Consider the following 18991-nt stretch of genomic DNA (forward strand, 5'->3'; position numbering starts at 1 on the left):
ATGGGGGATGAACATGCGTAAAGGTACTTTTTTCATGGCAGGACACTCAAGACTTCCGAAAGGGATGGCTGTGCGCAGTGTCTATGAAACATTAACAATTACAATAGAGGCAGATCACAAATATCACGTTATTATTGAAGCGTCATGTACCCTTGCTACTGAACATGGGAGAGACTTTATAGCTCAAATGTTAAGAGGACATAGTTTACAAGATGGCATTGAAGAGATCACGCAAGAAATCTCGTATCACTACCAAGGAAAAGCACAAAATGCGATTATTAGTGCGGTAAAAGATTTGTATCGCCAATATACGAGCTATGTAAACGGCGAAAAACCGCAAGAAGAATATGAAGAAACAAATCTATAACAAACTGCCTAGTTTATTGCACTTTATTCTGTAAAGAGCGTTCATAGACGAGAGCCAGTTATATTTCAGCTTATTTGGTGAGCGGAATATAACTGGCTTTTTATGTTTATCTAATGAGGAGGCTAATAAAATGTCAAAATTAAATCAAGGTGGAAAACAAAAAAGAAGATGTGCGGAAAATGGTGTGGTGAAAACTTGTAAGATGTGTAAAGTGTGTGGGCGAGAGAAAGAAAATGAAAAGTACATGTTAAAAGAAAGTTCTCTTAAATATAGAAATTATAATAGATGAATATAGTGTGAATTATTGCTGCTTCATATACAATAAAAGTAGGATTGCTCTTCTACTAAAGAGCAGTTTTCAGAAGGAGGGAATGACTTGGAGAAAATGAAAGTAGAATTTGAAGTAAAAGGATTCGGTGAAGAAGATCTAGTAAATGTTGATGGTGCCTATAAAAGTATTGAAATTGCAAGAGTAAAAGGCTTATCAAAGGAAACTACATTAGGCGAGTTAGAATCTATTTTTACAGCTATGTTTGATGAAATTGAGGAAAATTATGAAAATCCACCACAATTTGCTGGAAGAATCACGATTCGAGCAAAGAAAGAGAATGCTGAGATTAAGTATTACGGATAATAGGTGTTAGGGGGATTGGAATAAAACAACTGTATTGTTTATTTTTATCCTTCTATTTTTGAACAGTAAGATTCCTGCTTCAAAATTCAGTAAAAGTAAAGAAATTAGGTGGGGATCGAGCTGCTCATAAAAGCCAAATTGGTGAGTGCTAATAATTAGTAAAGAAGAAAATCCCCACTGATTAAACTTTCCTTTATATACCTTCCATTCCTATCATTCGAAATAGAAAAAAAGCTTCTCTGCTATCTAAATGTAATTCCAAATTCATAAGATTAGCTCCCCCTTCTATTTTCTCTAATCTTTAATCAACTATAAGAGGAATGCAATTATATACTCAAGGTTCAACAAACCCTCTTTAAAAGGCTCTATGTGTCTTCCCTCCACTTTCTATATGCTTCCGTAAATAATAATATCTATGAAGTTCCATAATGAAATGAAACAAAATAAGCGAAAGCATTGAGTATACACACATTAATACAATTGCCACCATCTGTTGTGTTGCAAAACCAAGACTGATGTTAGCGATAAGTTGCCCTAATCCTACAAAAGCAACTGCTCCTCCTACAACAACATTACCAATGTACAATTATTTTGAAATTTATTCATCTTTACAAATTAATGTGATTCATCAGTAAATGCTATTTAAATTCACTCTAATTTTATTACAAAACAAGTCTTTTTTTATAATTTTCAGAATCAAAACTGAAAGATTTCTCAAAATAAACTTTCGGATATCTCCTCACTTCAATAACCTCTTAAACAATTTCTTCCTTAATAAAATCAGAATGTTCAGTTAAATAGAAGTGATTTCGTTCTAAATTCGATAAAAATTCATGTTGCCTACTCGTTTTTATTCCTTTTAAACGAGTTGAACGACCTTCAGAAGATACATCTTGAATCTTTAGCCATGATTTATAATCTACGCCTATCCCTGAACCTCGACCTTGTTTAATTCACGTTTCAATTTCAGATATTCTTTTTCTTTTGGACATAAAAACACCCCTTTAGACAAAAATATCTAAAGGGGTAAAACGGTGCAACTTTTTTATAAACAGTTAATCTTTTTTCAAAACGGTTAAACTTTATTTCAAATCAACATATAGTTTCTCTCTTCCTAAAAAAGATATAGTATTATTATAAAAGAATTCGGGGAGGGAAAATATGGGTGATCCAAAAAAGAAAAACATTATAATTTTAATCATTGTAGCAATTATAGCTTTAACTATAGGATGTACAGCCAAATTTATTCATGACAGAAATACTGCAAAAGAAAAAGCTGCTAAAGTTGCAATACAACACATGAAAAGAGAAAAAAATATAGACTTTGTGGTAACTGATGTCAAAATCGAACATTTAGCACTTGCGGGTTTTATTACAGTTAGAGGATATGATGAGAACAATAAACAAAAAAGACTTTACGTTGATATAAATAAAATCCAAAATTATATAGTCGCTTCTTGGGGAGAAGAATAATCATTTTCCAAAAGAAAACTCTCACTTTCAAATACTATGTTAATAGGGCACCTTAATGGTGTCTTTTCTTTATGGGGGTCCCACCCCATGTCCATCAACTTAAGAATTTTATAACACCCCAAAACAAAAAAATTGTACATTTTCACATGAAGATATCAATTTTCTCGTTTTGGGGGTATTTGTATTTCTTAGCTTGATAGCGATGTGGCGGTACCCCGCACTTGAAAAATCGTTTCTTTTAAATTGTGAAGAATTTGTTTCAAATCCATTATACTGCTTGTGTAACTTTTAATAAACCAATATTATGAACAGGGGTTGTTCTTTGCCACTTTTATCATTTCTATGGCGTTAGCTGGATTAGAAAGTACCTACAAATTGTTTGGAAAAGAAGTAATCGATATTACACCTTTTAGGTCGAAATCATTTTCTTAACAGGCGGTTTGGTAGATGCAGGCATACAAGGTGCATTGATGCGATACATTCGAAACGGAGATGGTTGGTCTTACATTAATCATTATTTTATCTATTAGATATGAATTTATATAAAAATTTTTCTAGATGATATAAGCAGGAAGCGAAAGGGATTACTCCTATAGAGGAGATGAGCACAAACAACTGATTAGGAACTACAATAAAGAACAAAAAGTACGAATCGTGGTGCATAAAAAAGGGGCTAACTTTAAATTATGAACAATTTGCTTCAAAACTACTATATTACTTGTACAGTTTTTAATGAAACCATACATCCTTACAATACGCCATTATAAACAACAACGAGTTGTATATGGTGGATGGCTTGTATCATTTATCCTCGTGATATTTCAAGCTATTGCAGGGATTTTAATTGTATACACAAATGCAAATTTATTAATGGCATTATTACATTCGTTATTTATTTCTTGTTTGTTTGCTGTTCAATGTTATTTATCCATGTTAGCTACAAGAAGTAAGGAGATAGGGGCTTAATATAAACAATAAACAACATTGCTATAGCGAATATATGAAAAATAAATACTAGTTGGAATGAATTAGGAGGGAAATTAGAATGTTTTTAGCTCTACGTGAATTAAAACAATCCAAATTGAGATATGGATTAATCGGACTTATTATGGTTTTACTATCATTTTTAGTTCTTGTGATTTCCGGACTAGCAAATGGTTTAGCATATAATACTGTCTCTTCCATTCAAAATATAGATGCTCAAAAGTTTATATTAGCAGATGATAATAATGAGGAAATTTCGTTACTACGTTCGCAAATTAAGAAAGAAGATGTAGATGACGTAGTGAAGCAAGTAGGGGCAGAAGATACTGTACCATTTCATGTAAAAGTAACAACATATGAAAAGAAGGATAGTTCAAAAAAGGTCGATATTGCAATCTTTTCAAGTGAGCGTAATACATTCTTGGAACCAAAGATTGTAAAAGGAAATGCACTAGGAACTGCACAAAATGAAATAGTTGCTGATGAATCAGTTAAAGCAAAAGGTATAGATATTGGCGATACAATTATCGATCCAGTTTCTAAAAAAGAGTTTAAAATCGTCGGTCTAACAAAAGGGCAAAAGTTTAGTCACACGCCTGTTGTTTATATGAATCAAGATGTATTTAGAGAAATTGCTCAGCCGAATCAAAAGGACTATAGTGCAATTGCACTTCGTACTGATAAGGAAGTAAAAAATGCACATGTAGTAGATAAAGAAGAGGTTCTTCAAAGTGTTCCTGGTCATAAGGCGCAACAAAATACATTAACAATGATTATTGCATTCTTGCTTGTAATCGCAACGCTTTTAATTGGTGTATTCTACTATGTTATTACATTGCAAAAAACACAGCAATTAGGCGTATTAAAAGCAATTGGAACGACAAATTTGTATTTAGCAAATAGCCTAGTTGTGCAGGCGTTATTCTTATCTGTCGTTGCGATGGTAATAAGTATCGTACTTGTACTAGGATTACAAACAATTTTACCAGCAAGTATGCCGTTCTTATTAACAACACCAATGATTGCACAATATGCAGGGATTTTCATCGTAATTAGTATTTTAGGAACACTTATTTCATTATATCAAGTATTAAAAATTGATGCATTAGAAGCAATTAGAGGTGGCATGTAATGACTTCATTATTAAAATTAGAGGAAGTTAGCAAAGTATATGGAGAAGGAGATACAGAAGTAACCGCTCTTCATCCGATTACGCTTGATGTGAAAGCAGGAGAATTTATCGGTATCGTGGGTCCGTCTGGATCAGGAAAAAGTACTCTATTATCCATTGCGGGTGCGTTATTATCACCATCAAAAGGAAACATTTATATACGTGAACAGAACATCACGCATCTATCAGAAAAAGAAATGACGGATATTCGTTTAAGAAAGATCGGGTTTATTTTTCAGTTTGCAAATCTTGTTCCATATTTAAATGTAAAGGAACAGTTACTTTACATTGCACAATTAAAGAAAGAAGACCGAAAAGAATCTGAACGGCGTGCAGATCATTTGCTAGCTGCATTTGGACTCTCTCAGAGAAAGAATCATTACCCTAATCAATTATCTGGTGGAGAAGGACAAAGGGTGGCAATTGCACGTGCCTTTATGAATAACCCAGATCTAATATTAGCAGATGAGCCAACAGCAAGTCTTGATTCAAAACGTGGACGCGAAGTTGTTGAAATGATGAAGCGAGAAGTAAAGGAAAGCCAAAAAGCAGCAATTATGATTACGCACGATGAGAGAATGCTTGATGTATGTGATTATATATTAACGCTGAGAGATGGGAAAATAACCTGAAGTTTTTAATTTGAAGAAAAAATTTAATTAATTGATTAATAATTTATAAAAAAAAAAGCTAAACTAAAAAAATTTAGCTTTTTTTTGAGGGTTAGGGGCATGTTTCCGTACCAAAATAGGGGTCACCATACATACCCATCAACTTAACAGAGCCGGTTTCCCCAAAAGTGATAAAACATTGCACATTATATATGAGAAAAAAGGATAGATAAAGTCATGATGCTTTATCTATCCTTTTTTCTCACTTTAACCAATCTGTTACTTATAGGTATACGGCAACCATTGGGGTGTTTCATGAATTTTAAAATAACTATTAAGATAGACTTTTTAAGTGCACTCTTGTCTCCTTTCGTATTTTTTGTTTTTTTGCATTAGTCCTCTCTCCTTTTATAATTTGTTAATTGCAAATGAGATGGCAATCACATTTCTTATGTTTGTGTTTATAAGTAGAGAGGAAAGAAGCAAATTGTTTTTTCTGTCTTTACTTGATTTTGTGAAACTAGGAGGCGATCCAAATCTAATTAAAAACTTTCGTTTGATGATGGAATCCCATGCCCATCCCCCTGAAAAACCCCACGCTAAGAACATGCAAGATTTTATGCGAAAAATCAGGAGACATAGGGAAGTATGGGGGGCTTAAAGGCGCGCCAGAATAGGAATGTATAAAAAGATGCATAGAAAAATAGAACAGGACAAGGGGGAATCCTTGTTGTAAAGCGAATTCTTCTTTATCCTTGCTATCGATAATGATGCGTTATGTTAACTTTACATGTATGTGATATACATTAGAAACTTATTGTATTATGATAAGATTTAATAATTGAAAATTTAGATAAGTTTTTCTAGAAAAAGGAGAAATTCTAAACATGAAGTTTTTTATAGGAATCATTCCGCCAGAATCATACCTACATAAAATCCAGCAGTTTCAGAGACAATGGGAAAATAATCGTATTGTAGAAGTTGTTGAACCACATATTACTGTTAAAGCTCAAGGAGGACTTACTTCAGATCAAGAATGGTTAAAAAAAGTGGAGAAAGTTTGTAAACAAATTCCTTCTTTCACTTTATCTTTAGGGAAACCACAATTCTTTGGAAAACAAGTTTTATTCTTAAGTGTAGAAGACTCAAAAGTTTATAAACTACATCGTCTTTTAGTAGAAGCAGTTTCTCCATCAGATGATTTGATTAAAAGGTATATGGAAATGGAACAGTATCATCCCCATTTAACGCTTGGACAAACCCATTGGGGTTTAACTTCCGATGAATTGGTACAAATGGAACAAGTGGCTAGAGATAAATTAACACCATATCCTGAATGGACCGTTAATTTCATAAGAATTTATCAAGAAATAGAAGAGAATACATATCAACCATACAAAGACATTCCGCTTTTAAATTTGTAAACTTAAAGATACATTGACTTCTGATAACGATAATTATGTGAATACAAAAGTCCTCCAGTTAAACAATCTGGAGGACTTTTAATAGTCTTCTAAATACATTAAATCCCGATAATGTTGCGTTATGTGAAATACATATGTATACGATATTCACCCGAAAATAAGATAGTTCAATAAGAAAAGGACTTTATGAATTGATAAGAGAATAATGCTATATAAGGTGATTTGAATTTATTTCCGTATGAGCTAGTTAGAAAAAAGGGGGATATTATATGACAACAGCTTATGTAAATTGGGGAGAAGAAAAAGTAAAAATAACCTGGAAACAGGATAATCAACTACCGCCACAAGACCTAATAACAAGTGTTCATGGGCTTTGCTTTTATAATAGCAAGGTATTATTAGTCGATTTAAATCATAGAGGATGGGATTTTCCTGGTGGTCACATTGAATTAAATGAAACTCCTGAAGAGTGCTTTAAACGCGAAGCAATGGAAGAGGGCTATGTTGAAGGTAAATGTAATCTTCTCGGATACATAATAGTTGATCACAATGAGAATCCAAAATGGAATGAAAAAAGTAAATATCCTAAAGTTGGTTATCAAGTGCTCTACCGAATGGATATTAAAGAATTCCACAATTTTGAAGGTGAGCACGAATCAACCCATAGGAAATTAATTAATCCAAATGAAATCACAGTTCATCATCGTGAATGGAATAGCGTATATCAATCTATTTTAGACTATGCTCTTTATACAGAAGTCTAAATTGAAAAATTTGATTAAAAAGTTATCTTGAACGAAAAAGTGCAATACTTGAACAAGGGTATTACATTAACTTCCAATAACGAATTTTATGTTTACTGACAGCTCCAAAAGAGCTGTTTTTTTACTTTTATTAAGGTTTTGGCAGTTCGGCTCGTATAATTGCTTATCCAAGTCGATAACCATTCTCTTACTTTTGGTCTGTCGGCTTGGCGATAAAAGCAAATCGAGCCGAAAAAAATTTTGCAAGGACAACATCAAAAAGAAAGAACCTATAGGTGTTAGTATAGCTTAGAGTTTATCTACCTAGCGCTGCTTATGACTCCATTTGCGTTGCAACTTCGGTGGTCTAGGCAATGTAAATTTAGGCGATACCAACCAGGTGCTACAGAAACTCGGCGGTTATAGGTTTGATTACCATAGGTTAGGTCACCCCCTATATTGGTGCCGGGTACCTCAAAATAAACATCAGAACCATCCACATTGTCTGTATTTTTAGCATAAACTCCCAAAAGCTCTCCGGGGAAAACGTAAATGGCTCTAGTTGATTTAAAATCTTCACCTGCCCATAGGTTAACTTGAGATTTATCTGCAGCCGATACTTTTTGTGTAGGTGCTATAAATGTAAAACCTGTCACTAACGATGCAGATACCCCTAATGTAACGACCAGATTCTTGAGTTTTTTCAAATTACATCTCTCCTCTCGGTATATATGCACTAGATGGTCTTTATAAATTCCATGCGGGATTAAGATCCATTTAATACACTGCATATAGTATATATAACTGAGCTGAAATATAACTTCTTTTTAAATTTATCAATTCTAGATAAATTTAAAAAATACGTTGCTATCATGGGTATTACAAAATCGTGATAATTATTCCCTTCTTTGTAGCTAGTAAAGTCGTGGTTAAATAATAAAAAGGTTAGAGGATGCCATTGTAAGTATGACTAGGGGTGTATTAGGAGAGGGGTTCTTAGATTGAACTATAAGGAAGAAGTGCTAAAAGAATCATATGTTTTGTTAGCGGAGCAAATGGAGGAAAGAGCAAGGGAGATGAAAGTTGCTTTGCAGATGGGCGATATGTCTGCTGCGTATGGTAAGTTAGCTACAATTGCTGCGGATTCGATTAAAGGGTTACATAAGGCGGATAAAGGGTTGTAAGGCATCTTTAATGGGTGTCTTTTTTCTTTGCCTAGATAAGCAAATAGTTAGGATATGGTGGTAATAGATTGTAAGAATATAAGTTAAATATAGAATTAGGAATCCTAGTAAATCCTTGCTACCGATAACGTTTGATTATGTGAACATAAAAGTCCTCCAGTTAAACAATCTGGAGGACTTTTAATAGTCTTCTAAATACATTGAATCCCTATAATGATGCGTTATGTTAACCGATCATGTATACAATATACAACTAGAATTACAAAACATATCACTTCTTCTAAATGATACAATTAGGAAAAGGAGGAGAGAATATGTACGATTACAAATTCGTTAAAGTCGAAGCTAATAAATGGAATGGGGAACCTAAAGAAGATTATAAACGTATTATTGCAGAACATGCTGAAGAAGGTTGGAAGTTTGTTCAAATTTTTGCTCCAGCAACTGCAGGATACGCTAAATATTTTGAGATTATCTTCGAACGAACCAAATAACTCTTTTCGAGAACGAGAGGGGTTTGCAATAACTTTCAATAACGGGAATTATGTAAATACGAAACCCCTTCAGCAAGTAAACTGAGGGGGTTTTTTCTAGATACATTGAATCCCGATAAGTAGTGTTGTGTAGACAAAATTTGTTTTAGTGATGTTATTACTTATGAGATTTTTTATATTCAATAGGTACTCTTATAAGTAAAATTACAAATAATATCGGCCATAACAATCAGAGATTTGTTTGATTTTTGACTAAGGATACAAAAGAATGGATTGAAAGAACATTAAAATAGATTAATACCCAACAAATAAAGATAATGTAATATAATGTAATATGCATGTCCCATTATTTAGAAATTGAAAGGAGTCATTATGTAATGATTATTTGGAGAGGTAAAGGACTGTTAGTAGTCTTGGCATTAATTTTAGGGAGTCTGATAAGTGGAATATTTTTTAGTATTTTGCAAGTGGACACGGTACATAACCCTGGATTTATTTTTAATGGAATATTTTGTACTATATTTATAGCGATGAGTAATTATTTTTTCACTAAAAAGTTTATATCTGATAGTGTACGAACACTTGTTGATGAAAAAACCGGAGAAAGAGTTCAAATAAAAGATAACTCTGCATTATTTTTCATTCGAAATAAGTATTGGACTTGGATTATTCTAGTTTTAGGTTTTGGACTTACTATTACTGTTAGTGCGCAATTATCATAATTTTTAAATTATTATATAAGGGATCACCTATCATTAAAAAAACTCTGATTTTTTTTAAATCAGAGTTTTTATATTAACTACTTTTAATAATTTAAATTACTTATATTCATAAATTGATTTTATTTAAAATAAAATTTTTATCCATGGGTTTCCGTACTCCTTTATTTATATTGTCTTGAATGTATACTTTTCTTTCTAATTTTGAGGACATCAAGGGTATTGGGATAAAGTTAATATTTTTGGTGATTTGAATGTAAACTAATAATAAAAAGTTTACATTGGTAAATTTCTAGATTTTAAATGAAAACAAGCCCATTAGTCTTATTGATTAATGGGCTTGTCTATTATTTTTATATTAGGACATTTATCTTTTAATAAATTAATGAATTCTTCTTCTTCTTTTGGTACACAAACTGTTAAAGTATTAAATAATCCATACATAATTTCTAATCGTTGTCTTGACCAATATGTTGAATTCAATGATTTTCCATGGCATTTAATCTGTTGGATATCTTTAAAAGGGATTTCAGTATTTGTAAAATAATGTTTGATAATTAATGATTTGTCAGTAATTCTATAAGTGGATCTGTAAATAAATAAAAAATTAATTATATTTAATAGAATCATGCAACTAAAGTAAATATTGTTAGTGTCTTGTGTGAAAAGCATAGCAATGAAAATGAAAATAGTTAATAAAAATATAATCATATGAATAGGATTTTGTTTAATCTTAAATTTCATTTATGTTCACCTCTTTATAATAAGTATAAAGAAAAGTGACCGCAACATCTATAACTTTATATATAATTATATTTCAATTTAAAACGTATACTTTTATTTAAAAGTTTACATTTGATAAAATACAAAAGAGTCCTATTAATTTAGGTCTTTTTTGTTTTATGTAAGAAGATGTTTTCGTAATTGGTCTAGTTATAGAGTTTCATTAGTGAAAATATCCTTCAGATGCTTTAGGAACAGTCCCAATATCAGAGATAATCATTTTGACAGTTTCATCTACTGACATGGTTTCGGAAATGATTTTCTCGTTTGGTGAGTCTAGAAAATCTTTACTAGTGTACCAAGCTGTTAGTTCAGCTTCGCCAAAATCATCTCTGTTGGGTTTGGTTTTATGTCGAGCTATTGTTTCTTTGAGTGAAATGTCATAGTAATAGACGTGACTTTCTTCAAATGTATCAATCAGTTCTGTAAGCGTAGTTTTGTACTTACGAGTACTTAGAATGCCTGCTACAATTACATAGTTCATTTTACCGATACCGTACAGTGCGATTTGTTTGATAAGTTCAACAGACAAGTTCCCGACATTATCTTTTACACGAAGCATATTTCTACGAACTACATCTTGTGGGACCAATAGAGTGTCTTCTAAGAGTAGCTGTAGTTGTCGGGCTACGGTGCTTTTTCCTGATCCTGAGTTTCCACGAATAATTATTAAAATAGTTTTCATGAGTGCCTCCTTATTGGTGATATTTAGATGTCATGAAAAGGTTACATTTCAAAATGTTTGATGATATATTGGTCTGATTGTTCTAATAATAAATGAAAGTAAACTTCTATCTAAAAGTTTACTTTCAAATAGGGGGCAATAAAAAAACAGTAGTGGATAAGATCACTACTGTTTTTTTATTGCTTTTTGCAAGTAAACTACTTGAATTCTTTTCTATATAATCTAATAGAATAAATAGCTCCAACGAAAAAGACAATGGCTTCAAATAATATGAAAAATTGACGGAAATACATATCTTTACCAACTAAAGAAATAAATACGCCATTCATTATAAGTTGAGTAAAAAACATACAAGAAACAATTTTAAGGTAAATAGCATTTGTTCTTTCATCTGGTTGACCAAATTTTTTCATCATAATAAAAAGTACAATACATGAACCTACAAGTAGAACTGATATAAATCCTACAACGATATTGAAATTGTCTGTACTTTCTAACATCCAGTTGTTTAATAGATCAAGCATTATTATCTTCCTTTCCTACATAAGAGAATATTTCGTTTATATCAACTTCAAAATAATTTGCTATTCGATATGCTAACACTAGTGAAGGAGAATAATTATTCTTTTCCATAACAAATATCGTTTGTTTAGAAACCCCAACAGCATCAGCTAAATCTTTTTGTGACATTCTTTTTAATACCCTATATTCATAGACTTTATTTGTTATAGAGTCTCCATGTTTTTCCTTCATAGGTAACACCTTCCTTTCTTAAGACTTATATTAAACCTATTTTATAAAAAAAGTAAAGTTTAATTATACAAAAGATAAAAATTTTTATATAAATTAAAAGAAATGCTATATATTTTTTGAAATTAAACTAATATCTAAAAGTTTAATTTCATTTTCTTAATAAAAAATATAAAACTCATTAGTTAAAATTTTATATTAATGTTTTTTTATGGGGATAATAAGAATTTTCAATGTAAATATTATCAATTTATCATATATTCCATTTGTGTAAAATTATTAGTGAGCTAAACCCTTTTTTAAATCTTTGCCCCTAACAAAGATTTAAAGGTATTACCATTTTTCTGTTTTAAGATATGTTGAAAAAAAGAGTCCTAATTTAATAGGACTCTTTTTCTTTTAGGGGTAGCACCACATCGCTATCAAGCTAAGAAATGCAGATGCCCCCAAAACGAGAAAATTGACATCTTCATGTGAAAATGTACGATTTTTTTGTTTTGGGGTGTTATAAAATTCTTAAGTTGATGGGCATGTGACGTGACCCCTATTAGTCATGTATAATATGTTAAACAGTTTATGTTCTTTTGTTTTTCTAAATTTAATAGCTAAGTTGAATATAAGCATTAGAGGAGGGGGAAAATTGAGATTTTTCACGATATTTGCATCAAGGAACGATACAAATGATATAGAAGGTTTCATTACTCAAGTTTTCCAAAATGGATTCAAGGTTGTACGCAATAAAAATGAATATACTATTCAATCGAAGAGACTATTTGGCAAAAATAAAATTATTATTCGGGTGGATTCTGAAGAATCATCTCCTGATTATTTTTCCAATAATATTCCTGGAATGATGCATATGTACGATCAAATTGCATTTCAAGAAGAACGCCTTAAGACGATGGTTTTGGCACAGATTTCTGTAATTAATACCATAATTGCTATAGAGACGGAGAAGGATTATAGTGATGACTACGTGGAGCTGTTCCTTAAGTTACTCAATCAGGTAAACGGTATTGGTTTTATCCCTGATCGTACTCTCATCGGGAAGGATGGACAAGTAATCGTATTTCCAGATGGATCCTCTGGTCCTTCAGAATTTACTCCTCATGCATGTACGAAGATAATAATGGGCCAGGAAAGTACTTCTACCGATGGGGAAAAAAGAAGACAGAAATCGATAAGCAACCTGCAAGATAAAGGGATTCCATATATCGAAGGATTGCCTCAATTGCCGCCTTTGACAAGTATTCAGTTGAGAAATCGAGAAGAGATTACGAAGAGAGCAGTAGCTTTGCTGATTGTTATACAATATGCTTGTGATGTTGTCCAAGAAGGAGATTTGAAAACTTCCAAAGAGTTCGTCATGGAGCTGCTGAAAAAATTCGGTGTGGTTGAATCATTAACGAAGCAGGAAAGAGATTTCCTAAATTCAGAGCAACCTGACCAGAAAGAAGCCATACAGATTGCATGGCAGTATGAAGCTCAATGGGTTTTACTTTGGTCAATAGGTCTCGTGAATACACTGAAATTTCCAAAAGAGGTCTGTGACTGTCATTACGCAATTAAACTCGTTTCTAATTGTGGTTCTTTTAATGAATTTTATCAACAAACAAGATTACGAAGTGCAGAAGAGATTTTGGACGAGGCCGACCTCATTTATCGGCTTCATTGGGCTTGTGTACATGATAGAATTAATGGGAGAGAAGCGACTGCTGGTATGCAGGAAAGTATTGTTGTTGAAAGACGAAGGGGCTTGTTCTGGCTAATCAGTTATAGAAATGAAGATTGGGACTGCATCTCCATGGATACATAATCTATATTCTTTGTTCTGTAGAGCTTTTTTATTTCAGATAACGATAATTATGTAAATGAGCTGTCCATATGGGCGGCTTATTGTATTTTCTGCTTAATATGAGTTTTTTTCTAAAATGCTGGCGGTCCCCCATAGCCATCAAGCTAAGAAGATACAACTACCCCCAGAACGAAATTTTGTGCTAATTTGTAACAAAAAAGCTCATTTTTTCGTTTTGGGGTAATTCTGAATTCTCAAGTTGATAGGAATGTGGTGCCTAAATTATATATTCCATTTACAAAGTGTTGATTTGATAGACACTCGTAAGGATGCCTTTTCATTTATAAAAATTAAAATGATTATGTAAGTGAAAAGGGATAAAAGACTTCGTTCAAAGACACATGGGGCAGGGAGCACCAACTTTATCTCGCTAATCTAGCCTAATAAATTACATTCCCTTTTGTTTGAAAATTATTTGCCTTAAAGAGAACAAGATTAGAGTAAAAATATACCATTTTCTTACTGATAAAGATTGAAGGTGTTAATAAACACTGGTGCTTCCCCTAAACGAATTACAACAAAAATATTTAATCCTTATTATAATCTTGTATCAAAATATAAACTCCATATTTTTACATTAGAATACCAATTAGATCAAAGATCAGAATTAGAGTTAAATGGTGGTGGAGTTATATTAAATAACGGTGGGTCCGTATTTGGTGGCAGATTAATATTAGGCGATGAATCAGTAATAGGTAATGATTCATTACAAGGACAAGGTGTTGTATTTCCCAAAGTAAAATGAAAAGACTGTATCATTTTTTCGTAGTACACTAACGTTTAAATTAATGAAAGAAACATATTGACAGTGTGAATATTTTGAATTATCATTTAATTATAAAGTGATAAGATCCATACGAGAAATTAGCCTTCTCTATATCCGATCTTCATTTTCTGTTTTGCACATATTTTCATAAAAAAACTGTCTATTATTACTGTACTTTAAGAGATTAAAGAACACTCGTAATTTAAAGCCAGTTGTACGTTTTCTACGATTTGTATTGTAGATGCGTATGACTGGCTTTTTCGTTTTATTTAAACTAAAGGAGGAAATAACATGTCAGTGATTACAAAGCAAGAAGTGAAGATGAAGTTTGCGAAGAAATATGAGGGGTATGAAATTGTGCCTCATCCAGAACATAAAAGGTTGTATCATATTGTGTTAGACGGGCAATTGCTTGGGCAGTTTTTCGAAGGGGTAAAAGAACATTCGGAGCAATCCTTACAATATATTCCGTATTCGCGTTTTATTATTGCGGATCAAATGAAAAAGCTCTTTGGTGAATCCTTTATGGAAAATGTTCGAGGTATTATTCATGACCGTGAAACGGGCGGGTTTACAATTGGTGTACAAGGCGAAACGACTGATGCAGGAGACTATGTGAAATTTGCAACTGCATTAACACATTTAATTGGTACGTCTAACTTTGACGCGATGACAGGAACGTATTACGCAAGATTTAACGTGAAAGATACAGATAGCAGTGATTCGTATCTTCGCCAAGCATATCGATTATTTACGCTTCATACAGACGGGACATTTGTTGACGAACCGACAGATTGGCTCCTTATGATGAAAATAGAGGAAAAGAATGCAGTAGGCGGCGAATCACGCCTGCTTCATTTAGATGATTGGGAAGAACTTGATAAGTTTCGCAAGCATCCACTCGCATCAGTTAAGGTTACGTATAAAGCACCTCCAAGTAAAAATGCGCAAGAAATCGTATACCGTGAAACATTTTTTGATGTAAACAATGCACCGTGCATTTGTTTTATTGATCAATTTGCTTATCCGGATAATATTGAACAGGCAACATATTTGAAGGAATTATCATACTCTGTTGAAAACTCTCCAGCAACACACGCATTAAAACTACCAGTTGGGGATCTTGTTTTATTAAACAATTTATTTTGGATGCATGGGCGCGCTCCTTTTGAGAAAAACAAAGATCTATATCGAGAACTCATGCGCCAGCGCGGCTGTTTTTCTAAATAATACATGTGGCGGGTCTTACAATAAGGCCTGCCTTTCCTAATATAGGGGATACAGACATAAGGGGGAAGTTAAATGTATGATTTTCTAATTATCGGCGGAGGGATTGTGGGGCTTTCAACTGGAATGGCCTTAACAAAAAAATTTCCTCATGCCAAAATCGCAGTAATTGAAAAAGAGAACGAACTTGCGCATCATCAAACAGGACATAATAGCGGTGTCATTCATTCTGGCATTTACTACAAACCAGGTAGCTATAAAGCGAAATTTGCAAAAGAAGGAAACGCAGCGATGGTTCAGTTCTGCAAAGAAAATGGCATTGCCTATGACATGTGCGGAAAGGTGATCGTTGCGACAGAAAAAGAAGAACTTCCTTTTTTACATAACCTGTATGAAAGAGGTCTACAAAATGGGCTGAACATTTCTAAAATCGACCAAGGAGAACTAGCAGAAATCGAACCCCACGTAAAAGGAGTAGGAGCTATTCGCGTTCCTTCTTGTGGCATTGCCGATTATAAAGGAGTCAGTCATACATTTGCACGTTTCATAGAGAAAAGCAGAGGAGAAGTACACTTAGGTACAAAAGCAGAACGAATTTTTGAACACAAAGATTTCGTTACAATCGAAACAAACAAAGGCGTCTTTGAAACAAGATTTCTCATTAATTGCGCTGGACTACATAGCGACCGAATCGCAAAAAAAGCAGGAATACTAACAGATATGAAAATCGTCCCGTTCCGAGGTGAATATTATGAACTCATTCCAGAAAAACGTCATCTTGTAAAACATTTAATTTACCCTGTTCCCAACCCAGACTTTCCATTCTTAGGCGTTCACTTTACAAGAATGATAAATGGGGACGTACATGCTGGGCCTAATGCAGTGTTAAGTTTTAAACGTGAAGGATATACAAAAAAGGATTTTGATATAAAAGACTTTATGGAAACAATGACATACGCAGGCTTTTGGAAGATGGCGATGCCGAATATGAAAGAGGGCATGAAGGAAATGATTCGTTCTTTTAGTAAACAATCTTTTCTTAAAAGCTTGCAGCACCTCATACCAGAACTTACAGAGAAAGACATCGTTCCAACTCATGCTGGTGTAAGGGCGCAGGCGATTCTATCGAATGGAAATATGGTAGATGACTTCTGTATTATCCCGGGCATCAACTCTATGCATATTTGTAATGCGCCGTCTCCAGCAGCAACGGCTAGTTTGAAGATTGGGGAGGAGATCGCGGGGAAAGTGCCGGATGGGGTTGTGGACCGAATTTTCTTGTCAAAAGCTACTTTTTGAAGTAGCTTTTTAATTTTTTTTTGGCGAATACCGAAATTTATGGAATTACGGATATATGTTGAGAAACAAGCGATATATTTGGAAAATAAATGGTATAGGAGGAGAATACTCAATATTTCTGTATGAAATATGGGGTATACGGATGTTTCCGAAATATTTATAGGGTGTATCCCTTTTTATGAAAGCGCTTTATTATGTGGTCTATACCCCATATCGTTAGACAAGGAATTGATTTTATGAAACAATAGTAACAGGTAAGGAGAGGGTGCTTTTCCTTAAGTGCTTCGTATTGAATTTATTCTATAAGAGAAAGTGTGCTTAATGATTTAAATGAAATAAGGAGCTGTTTTTATTATATGCAACAAAAAAATAATTTAGATTTTGGACCTCAAGATGTAATTGTAGTGAACCCAAAACAAGCCAGGAAAGCTGTTATTGCTACTGGTATTGGGAATGCAATGGAATGGTTTGACTTTGGCTTATATGCGTATTTAGCGGTTATTTTAAGTCAATTATTCTTCTCTGGTGTTCACGATAGTGGCTTACAGCTTGTATTAACATTTGGTACATTTGCTGCTGCCTTCTTAGTTAGGCCGATTGGTGGTATTTTCTTTGGTAGAATTGGTGATAAATATGGCCGAAAGATTGTGTTAAGTACAACTATTATCTTAATGGCACTTTCGACATTATTCATCGCACTACTACCAACCTACGAACAAATTGGAATTTGGGCACCGATTTTATTATTAGTTGCTCGTATGGTTCAAGGGTTTTCCACAGGTGGGGAATATTCAGGAGCGATGGTGTATATCGCTGAATCATCTCCCGATAAGAAGCGTGGTATACTTGGTAGTGGTCTTGAAATTGGAACGCTTTCTGGTTACATCGCGGCTTCAGTAATCGTTACTGTTTTGACGGTAGTGTTAACAGATGAACAAATGCTTAGCTGGGGATGGCGTATCCCGTTCTTAATTGCAGCACCAATTGGTTTGGTCGGTTTATATTTACGCCGTCATTTAGATGAATCTCCTATATTCCAAGAGATGGAAAAAGCGCAGGGAGATTCTGAAGAAGATGAACAAATTCCGTTTATTGATATTTTGAAATATCATAAAAAAGACTTTCTTTTAAGCACAGTAATTGTTGCCTTCTTTAATATTACAAACTATATGATCCTTTCTTATATTCCTTCTTATCTAACACAAGTATTAAAAATTAAAGAAACGACTGGTTTAATCATTATTTCAATTACGATGGCACTCATGATTCCACTGGCGCTTTATTTCGGGAAACTAAGCGATAAAGTTGGTAATAAACGTGTAGTACAATTCGGATTACTCGGTTTGACAGTATGTTCAATTCCTGCCTTTTTATTAATCAGCAATGGACATATTGCAGCTATTTTTATAGGTATCTTTGTTTTAGGTTTCTTCCTTAGTGTTTATGAAGGAACACTGCCTTCTTTATTACCATCTCTCTTTTTCACAGATGTACGTTATCGTGCACTCTCGATATCATTTAATATCTCCGTATCCATATTTGGTGGAACAACACCGCTCGTATGTTCATATTTAGTTCATGCTACTGGAAATGCACTTGCACCCGCATTTTATTTAACCGGTGTCAGCTTAATTGGCATCATTGTATTTAGCCTACTATTTGTGACAACGTCAGGTCGCGCCTTGAAAGGTTCGTACCCGACTGTAGAAACGAAAAAAGAAGCACACGCAATAGCGAAGCAAGACCCTGAAGAAGCACTTTGGTGGCACGAAGAATCTTTAGAAATTGAAGCAGTGAAAAATTCATAATGTGTATGAAAAGT

The 18991-nt window shown here is 33.3% G+C and carries 21 protein-coding genes and 3 pseudogenes; 17 read left to right on the forward strand and 7 right to left on the reverse strand.

Features of this window, described 5'->3' with window-relative positions; all coding sequences use genetic code 11:
- The first annotated feature begins 13 nt into the window (after positions 1–13).
- The 3 genes from QRY57_RS06270 to QRY57_RS06280 all read left to right on the forward strand — a co-directional run bounded on the left by QRY57_RS06270 (position 14) and on the right by QRY57_RS06280 (position 1001).
- On the forward strand, positions 14–367 hold the full coding sequence (locus QRY57_RS06270) for a DUF3870 domain-containing protein (RefSeq protein ID WP_286016931.1): 354 nt from the start codon (positions 14–16) through the stop codon (positions 365–367).
- Between the two features lie 130 nt (positions 368–497).
- Complete coding sequence (locus QRY57_RS06275; protein ID WP_286016932.1) at positions 498–656, forward strand: hypothetical protein; 159 nt, start codon at positions 498–500, stop codon at positions 654–656.
- A gap of 96 nt (positions 657–752) precedes the next feature.
- Positions 753–1001, forward strand: a complete 249-nt coding sequence (locus QRY57_RS06280; RefSeq protein WP_286017813.1) for a hypothetical protein — start codon at positions 753–755, stop codon at positions 999–1001.
- Between the two features lie 355 nt (positions 1002–1356).
- Here QRY57_RS06280 and QRY57_RS06285 read toward each other — a convergent pair.
- Positions 1357–1560: pseudogene (locus QRY57_RS06285) on the reverse strand (hypothetical protein); the annotation flags it as partial.
- Between the two features lie 214 nt (positions 1561–1774).
- Positions 1775–1954, reverse strand: a pseudogene (locus QRY57_RS26975) (heteromeric transposase endonuclease subunit TnsA); the annotation flags it as partial.
- Between the two features lie 208 nt (positions 1955–2162).
- Between QRY57_RS26975 and QRY57_RS06290 the strand changes: the two are divergent.
- From QRY57_RS06290 to QRY57_RS06315, 6 genes and pseudogenes are all read left to right on the forward strand, one after another.
- Complete coding sequence (locus tag QRY57_RS06290; RefSeq protein WP_286016933.1) at positions 2163–2474, forward strand: hypothetical protein; 312 nt, start codon at positions 2163–2165, stop codon at positions 2472–2474.
- Between the two features lie 744 nt (positions 2475–3218).
- Positions 3219–3440, forward strand: a pseudogene (locus QRY57_RS06295) (heme A synthase); the annotation flags it as partial.
- A gap of 79 nt (positions 3441–3519) precedes the next feature.
- Positions 3520–4590 carry an ABC transporter permease gene (locus QRY57_RS06300; RefSeq protein WP_286016934.1) on the forward strand — a complete coding sequence of 357 codons (1071 nt, stop codon included), beginning with the start codon at positions 3520–3522 and terminating at the stop codon, positions 4588–4590.
- Positions 4590–5261 carry an ABC transporter ATP-binding protein gene (locus QRY57_RS06305; RefSeq protein ID WP_286016935.1) on the forward strand — a complete coding sequence of 224 codons (672 nt, stop codon included), beginning with the start codon at positions 4590–4592 and terminating at the stop codon, positions 5259–5261. The genes QRY57_RS06300 and QRY57_RS06305 overlap by 1 nt, the downstream gene beginning before the upstream one ends.
- 866 nt (positions 5262–6127) lie before the next feature.
- Positions 6128–6664 carry a 2'-5' RNA ligase family protein gene (locus tag QRY57_RS06310; protein ID WP_097795931.1) on the forward strand — a complete coding sequence of 179 codons (537 nt, stop codon included), beginning with the start codon at positions 6128–6130 and terminating at the stop codon, positions 6662–6664.
- A 269-nt stretch (positions 6665–6933) separates the two neighbouring features.
- Complete coding sequence (locus QRY57_RS06315; RefSeq protein ID WP_286016936.1) at positions 6934–7428, forward strand: NUDIX hydrolase; 495 nt, start codon at positions 6934–6936, stop codon at positions 7426–7428.
- A 299-nt stretch (positions 7429–7727) separates the two neighbouring features.
- Here the strand turns inward: QRY57_RS06315 and QRY57_RS06320 are convergent, their stop codons facing one another.
- Positions 7728–8114 carry a hypothetical protein gene (locus QRY57_RS06320; RefSeq protein WP_286016937.1) on the reverse strand — a complete coding sequence of 129 codons (387 nt, stop codon included), beginning with the start codon at positions 8112–8114 and terminating at the stop codon, positions 7728–7730.
- Positions 8115–8408: 294 nt separating this feature from the next.
- Here QRY57_RS06320 and QRY57_RS06325 point away from each other — a divergent pair, with 294 nt between their 5' ends.
- The 3 genes from QRY57_RS06325 (at position 8409) to QRY57_RS06335 (ending at position 9807) form a co-directional block, all read left to right on the forward strand.
- Entirely contained in the window at positions 8409–8591 is a 183-nt protein-coding gene (locus QRY57_RS06325) for a hypothetical protein (protein WP_286016938.1), read from the forward strand.
- A gap of 314 nt (positions 8592–8905) precedes the next feature.
- Positions 8906–9085 carry a DUF4177 domain-containing protein gene (locus QRY57_RS06330; RefSeq protein WP_078212233.1) on the forward strand — a complete coding sequence of 60 codons (180 nt, stop codon included), beginning with the start codon at positions 8906–8908 and terminating at the stop codon, positions 9083–9085.
- A gap of 377 nt (positions 9086–9462) precedes the next feature.
- On the forward strand, positions 9463–9807 hold the full coding sequence (locus QRY57_RS06335; protein WP_286016939.1) for a hypothetical protein: 345 nt from the start codon (positions 9463–9465) through the stop codon (positions 9805–9807).
- A 321-nt stretch (positions 9808–10128) separates the two neighbouring features.
- Here the strand turns inward: QRY57_RS06335 and QRY57_RS06340 are convergent, their stop codons facing one another.
- The 4 genes from QRY57_RS06340 to QRY57_RS06355 form a co-directional block, all read right to left on the reverse strand.
- A complete protein-coding gene (locus QRY57_RS06340; protein ID WP_286016940.1) occupies positions 10129–10548 on the reverse strand; it encodes a PH domain-containing protein in 420 nt (139 codons plus the stop codon).
- A 202-nt stretch (positions 10549–10750) separates the two neighbouring features.
- Complete coding sequence (locus QRY57_RS06345) at positions 10751–11272, reverse strand: AAA family ATPase (RefSeq protein ID WP_286016941.1); 522 nt, start codon at positions 11270–11272, stop codon at positions 10751–10753.
- Between the two features lie 197 nt (positions 11273–11469).
- Positions 11470–11796 carry a 6-aminohexanoate hydrolase gene (locus tag QRY57_RS06350; protein ID WP_286016942.1) on the reverse strand — a complete coding sequence of 109 codons (327 nt, stop codon included), beginning with the start codon at positions 11794–11796 and terminating at the stop codon, positions 11470–11472.
- A complete protein-coding gene (locus tag QRY57_RS06355) occupies positions 11789–12025 on the reverse strand; it encodes a helix-turn-helix transcriptional regulator (RefSeq protein ID WP_208019593.1) in 237 nt (78 codons plus the stop codon). Before QRY57_RS06355 ends, QRY57_RS06350 begins: the two co-directional genes overlap by 8 nt.
- A gap of 637 nt (positions 12026–12662) precedes the next feature.
- On the opposite strand from QRY57_RS06355, the gene QRY57_RS06360 reads away from it, so the two are divergent.
- The 5 genes from QRY57_RS06360 to QRY57_RS06380 all read left to right on the forward strand — a co-directional run bounded on the left by QRY57_RS06360 (position 12663) and on the right by QRY57_RS06380 (position 18977).
- Positions 12663–13838: a DUF4272 domain-containing protein gene (locus tag QRY57_RS06360; RefSeq protein ID WP_286016943.1), complete on the forward strand. Its 1176-nt coding sequence runs from the start codon at positions 12663–12665 to the stop codon at positions 13836–13838.
- Between the two features lie 517 nt (positions 13839–14355).
- The gene (locus QRY57_RS06365; protein ID WP_286016944.1) at positions 14356–14622 is read left to right on the forward strand and encodes a hypothetical protein; all 267 of its coding nucleotides are present in this window, start codon (positions 14356–14358) and stop codon (positions 14620–14622) included.
- Positions 14623–14934: 312 nt separating this feature from the next.
- The gene (gene glaH, locus QRY57_RS06370; RefSeq protein WP_286016945.1) at positions 14935–15873 is read left to right on the forward strand and encodes a glutarate dioxygenase GlaH; all 939 of its coding nucleotides are present in this window, start codon (positions 14935–14937) and stop codon (positions 15871–15873) included.
- Between the two features lie 72 nt (positions 15874–15945).
- Positions 15946–17169 carry an L-2-hydroxyglutarate oxidase gene (gene lhgO / locus QRY57_RS06375; RefSeq protein WP_286016946.1) on the forward strand — a complete coding sequence of 408 codons (1224 nt, stop codon included), beginning with the start codon at positions 15946–15948 and terminating at the stop codon, positions 17167–17169.
- A 356-nt stretch (positions 17170–17525) separates the two neighbouring features.
- Entirely contained in the window at positions 17526–18977 is a 1452-nt protein-coding gene (locus tag QRY57_RS06380; protein ID WP_026590694.1) for an MFS transporter, read from the forward strand.
- The last annotated feature ends 14 nt before the right edge of the window (positions 18978–18991 follow it).

Source organism: Bacillus arachidis (genome assembly GCF_030285945.1).
GTDB lineage: Bacteria > Bacillota > Bacilli > Bacillales > Bacillaceae_G > Bacillus_A > Bacillus_A arachidis.

What these genes read in the sequence shown, in the direction of transcription:
- QRY57_RS06270 (WP_286016931.1), top strand. Translation starts at nt 14, where the DNA reads ATGCGTAAAGGTACTTTTTTCATGGCAGGACACTCAAGACTTCCGAAA.
- QRY57_RS06275 (WP_286016932.1), top strand. Translation starts at nt 498, where the DNA reads ATGTCAAAATTAAATCAAGGTGGAAAACAAAAAAGAAGATGTGCGGAA.
- QRY57_RS06280 (WP_286017813.1), top strand. Translation starts at nt 753, where the DNA reads ATGAAAGTAGAATTTGAAGTAAAAGGATTCGGTGAAGAAGATCTAGTA.
- QRY57_RS06290 (WP_286016933.1), top strand. Translation starts at nt 2,163, where the DNA reads ATGGGTGATCCAAAAAAGAAAAACATTATAATTTTAATCATTGTAGCA.
- QRY57_RS06300 (WP_286016934.1), top strand. Translation starts at nt 3,520, where the DNA reads ATGTTTTTAGCTCTACGTGAATTAAAACAATCCAAATTGAGATATGGA.
- QRY57_RS06305 (WP_286016935.1), top strand. Translation starts at nt 4,590, where the DNA reads ATGACTTCATTATTAAAATTAGAGGAAGTTAGCAAAGTATATGGAGAA.
- QRY57_RS06310 (WP_097795931.1), top strand. Translation starts at nt 6,128, where the DNA reads ATGAAGTTTTTTATAGGAATCATTCCGCCAGAATCATACCTACATAAA.
- QRY57_RS06315 (WP_286016936.1), top strand. Translation starts at nt 6,934, where the DNA reads ATGACAACAGCTTATGTAAATTGGGGAGAAGAAAAAGTAAAAATAACC.
- QRY57_RS06330 (WP_078212233.1), top strand. Translation starts at nt 8,906, where the DNA reads ATGTACGATTACAAATTCGTTAAAGTCGAAGCTAATAAATGGAATGGG.
- QRY57_RS06335 (WP_286016939.1), top strand. Translation starts at nt 9,463, where the DNA reads ATGATTATTTGGAGAGGTAAAGGACTGTTAGTAGTCTTGGCATTAATT.
- QRY57_RS06340 (WP_286016940.1), bottom strand. Translation starts at nt 10,548, where the DNA reads ATGAAATTTAAGATTAAACAAAATCCTATTCATATGATTATATTTTTA.
- QRY57_RS06345 (WP_286016941.1), bottom strand. Translation starts at nt 11,272, where the DNA reads ATGAAAACTATTTTAATAATTATTCGTGGAAACTCAGGATCAGGAAAA.
- QRY57_RS06350 (WP_286016942.1), bottom strand. Translation starts at nt 11,796, where the DNA reads ATGCTTGATCTATTAAACAACTGGATGTTAGAAAGTACAGACAATTTC.
- QRY57_RS06355 (WP_208019593.1), bottom strand. Translation starts at nt 12,025, where the DNA reads ATGAAGGAAAAACATGGAGACTCTATAACAAATAAAGTCTATGAATAT.
- glaH (WP_286016945.1), top strand. Translation starts at nt 14,935, where the DNA reads ATGTCAGTGATTACAAAGCAAGAAGTGAAGATGAAGTTTGCGAAGAAA.
- lhgO (WP_286016946.1), top strand. Translation starts at nt 15,946, where the DNA reads ATGTATGATTTTCTAATTATCGGCGGAGGGATTGTGGGGCTTTCAACT.
- QRY57_RS06380 (WP_026590694.1), top strand. Translation starts at nt 17,526, where the DNA reads ATGCAACAAAAAAATAATTTAGATTTTGGACCTCAAGATGTAATTGTA.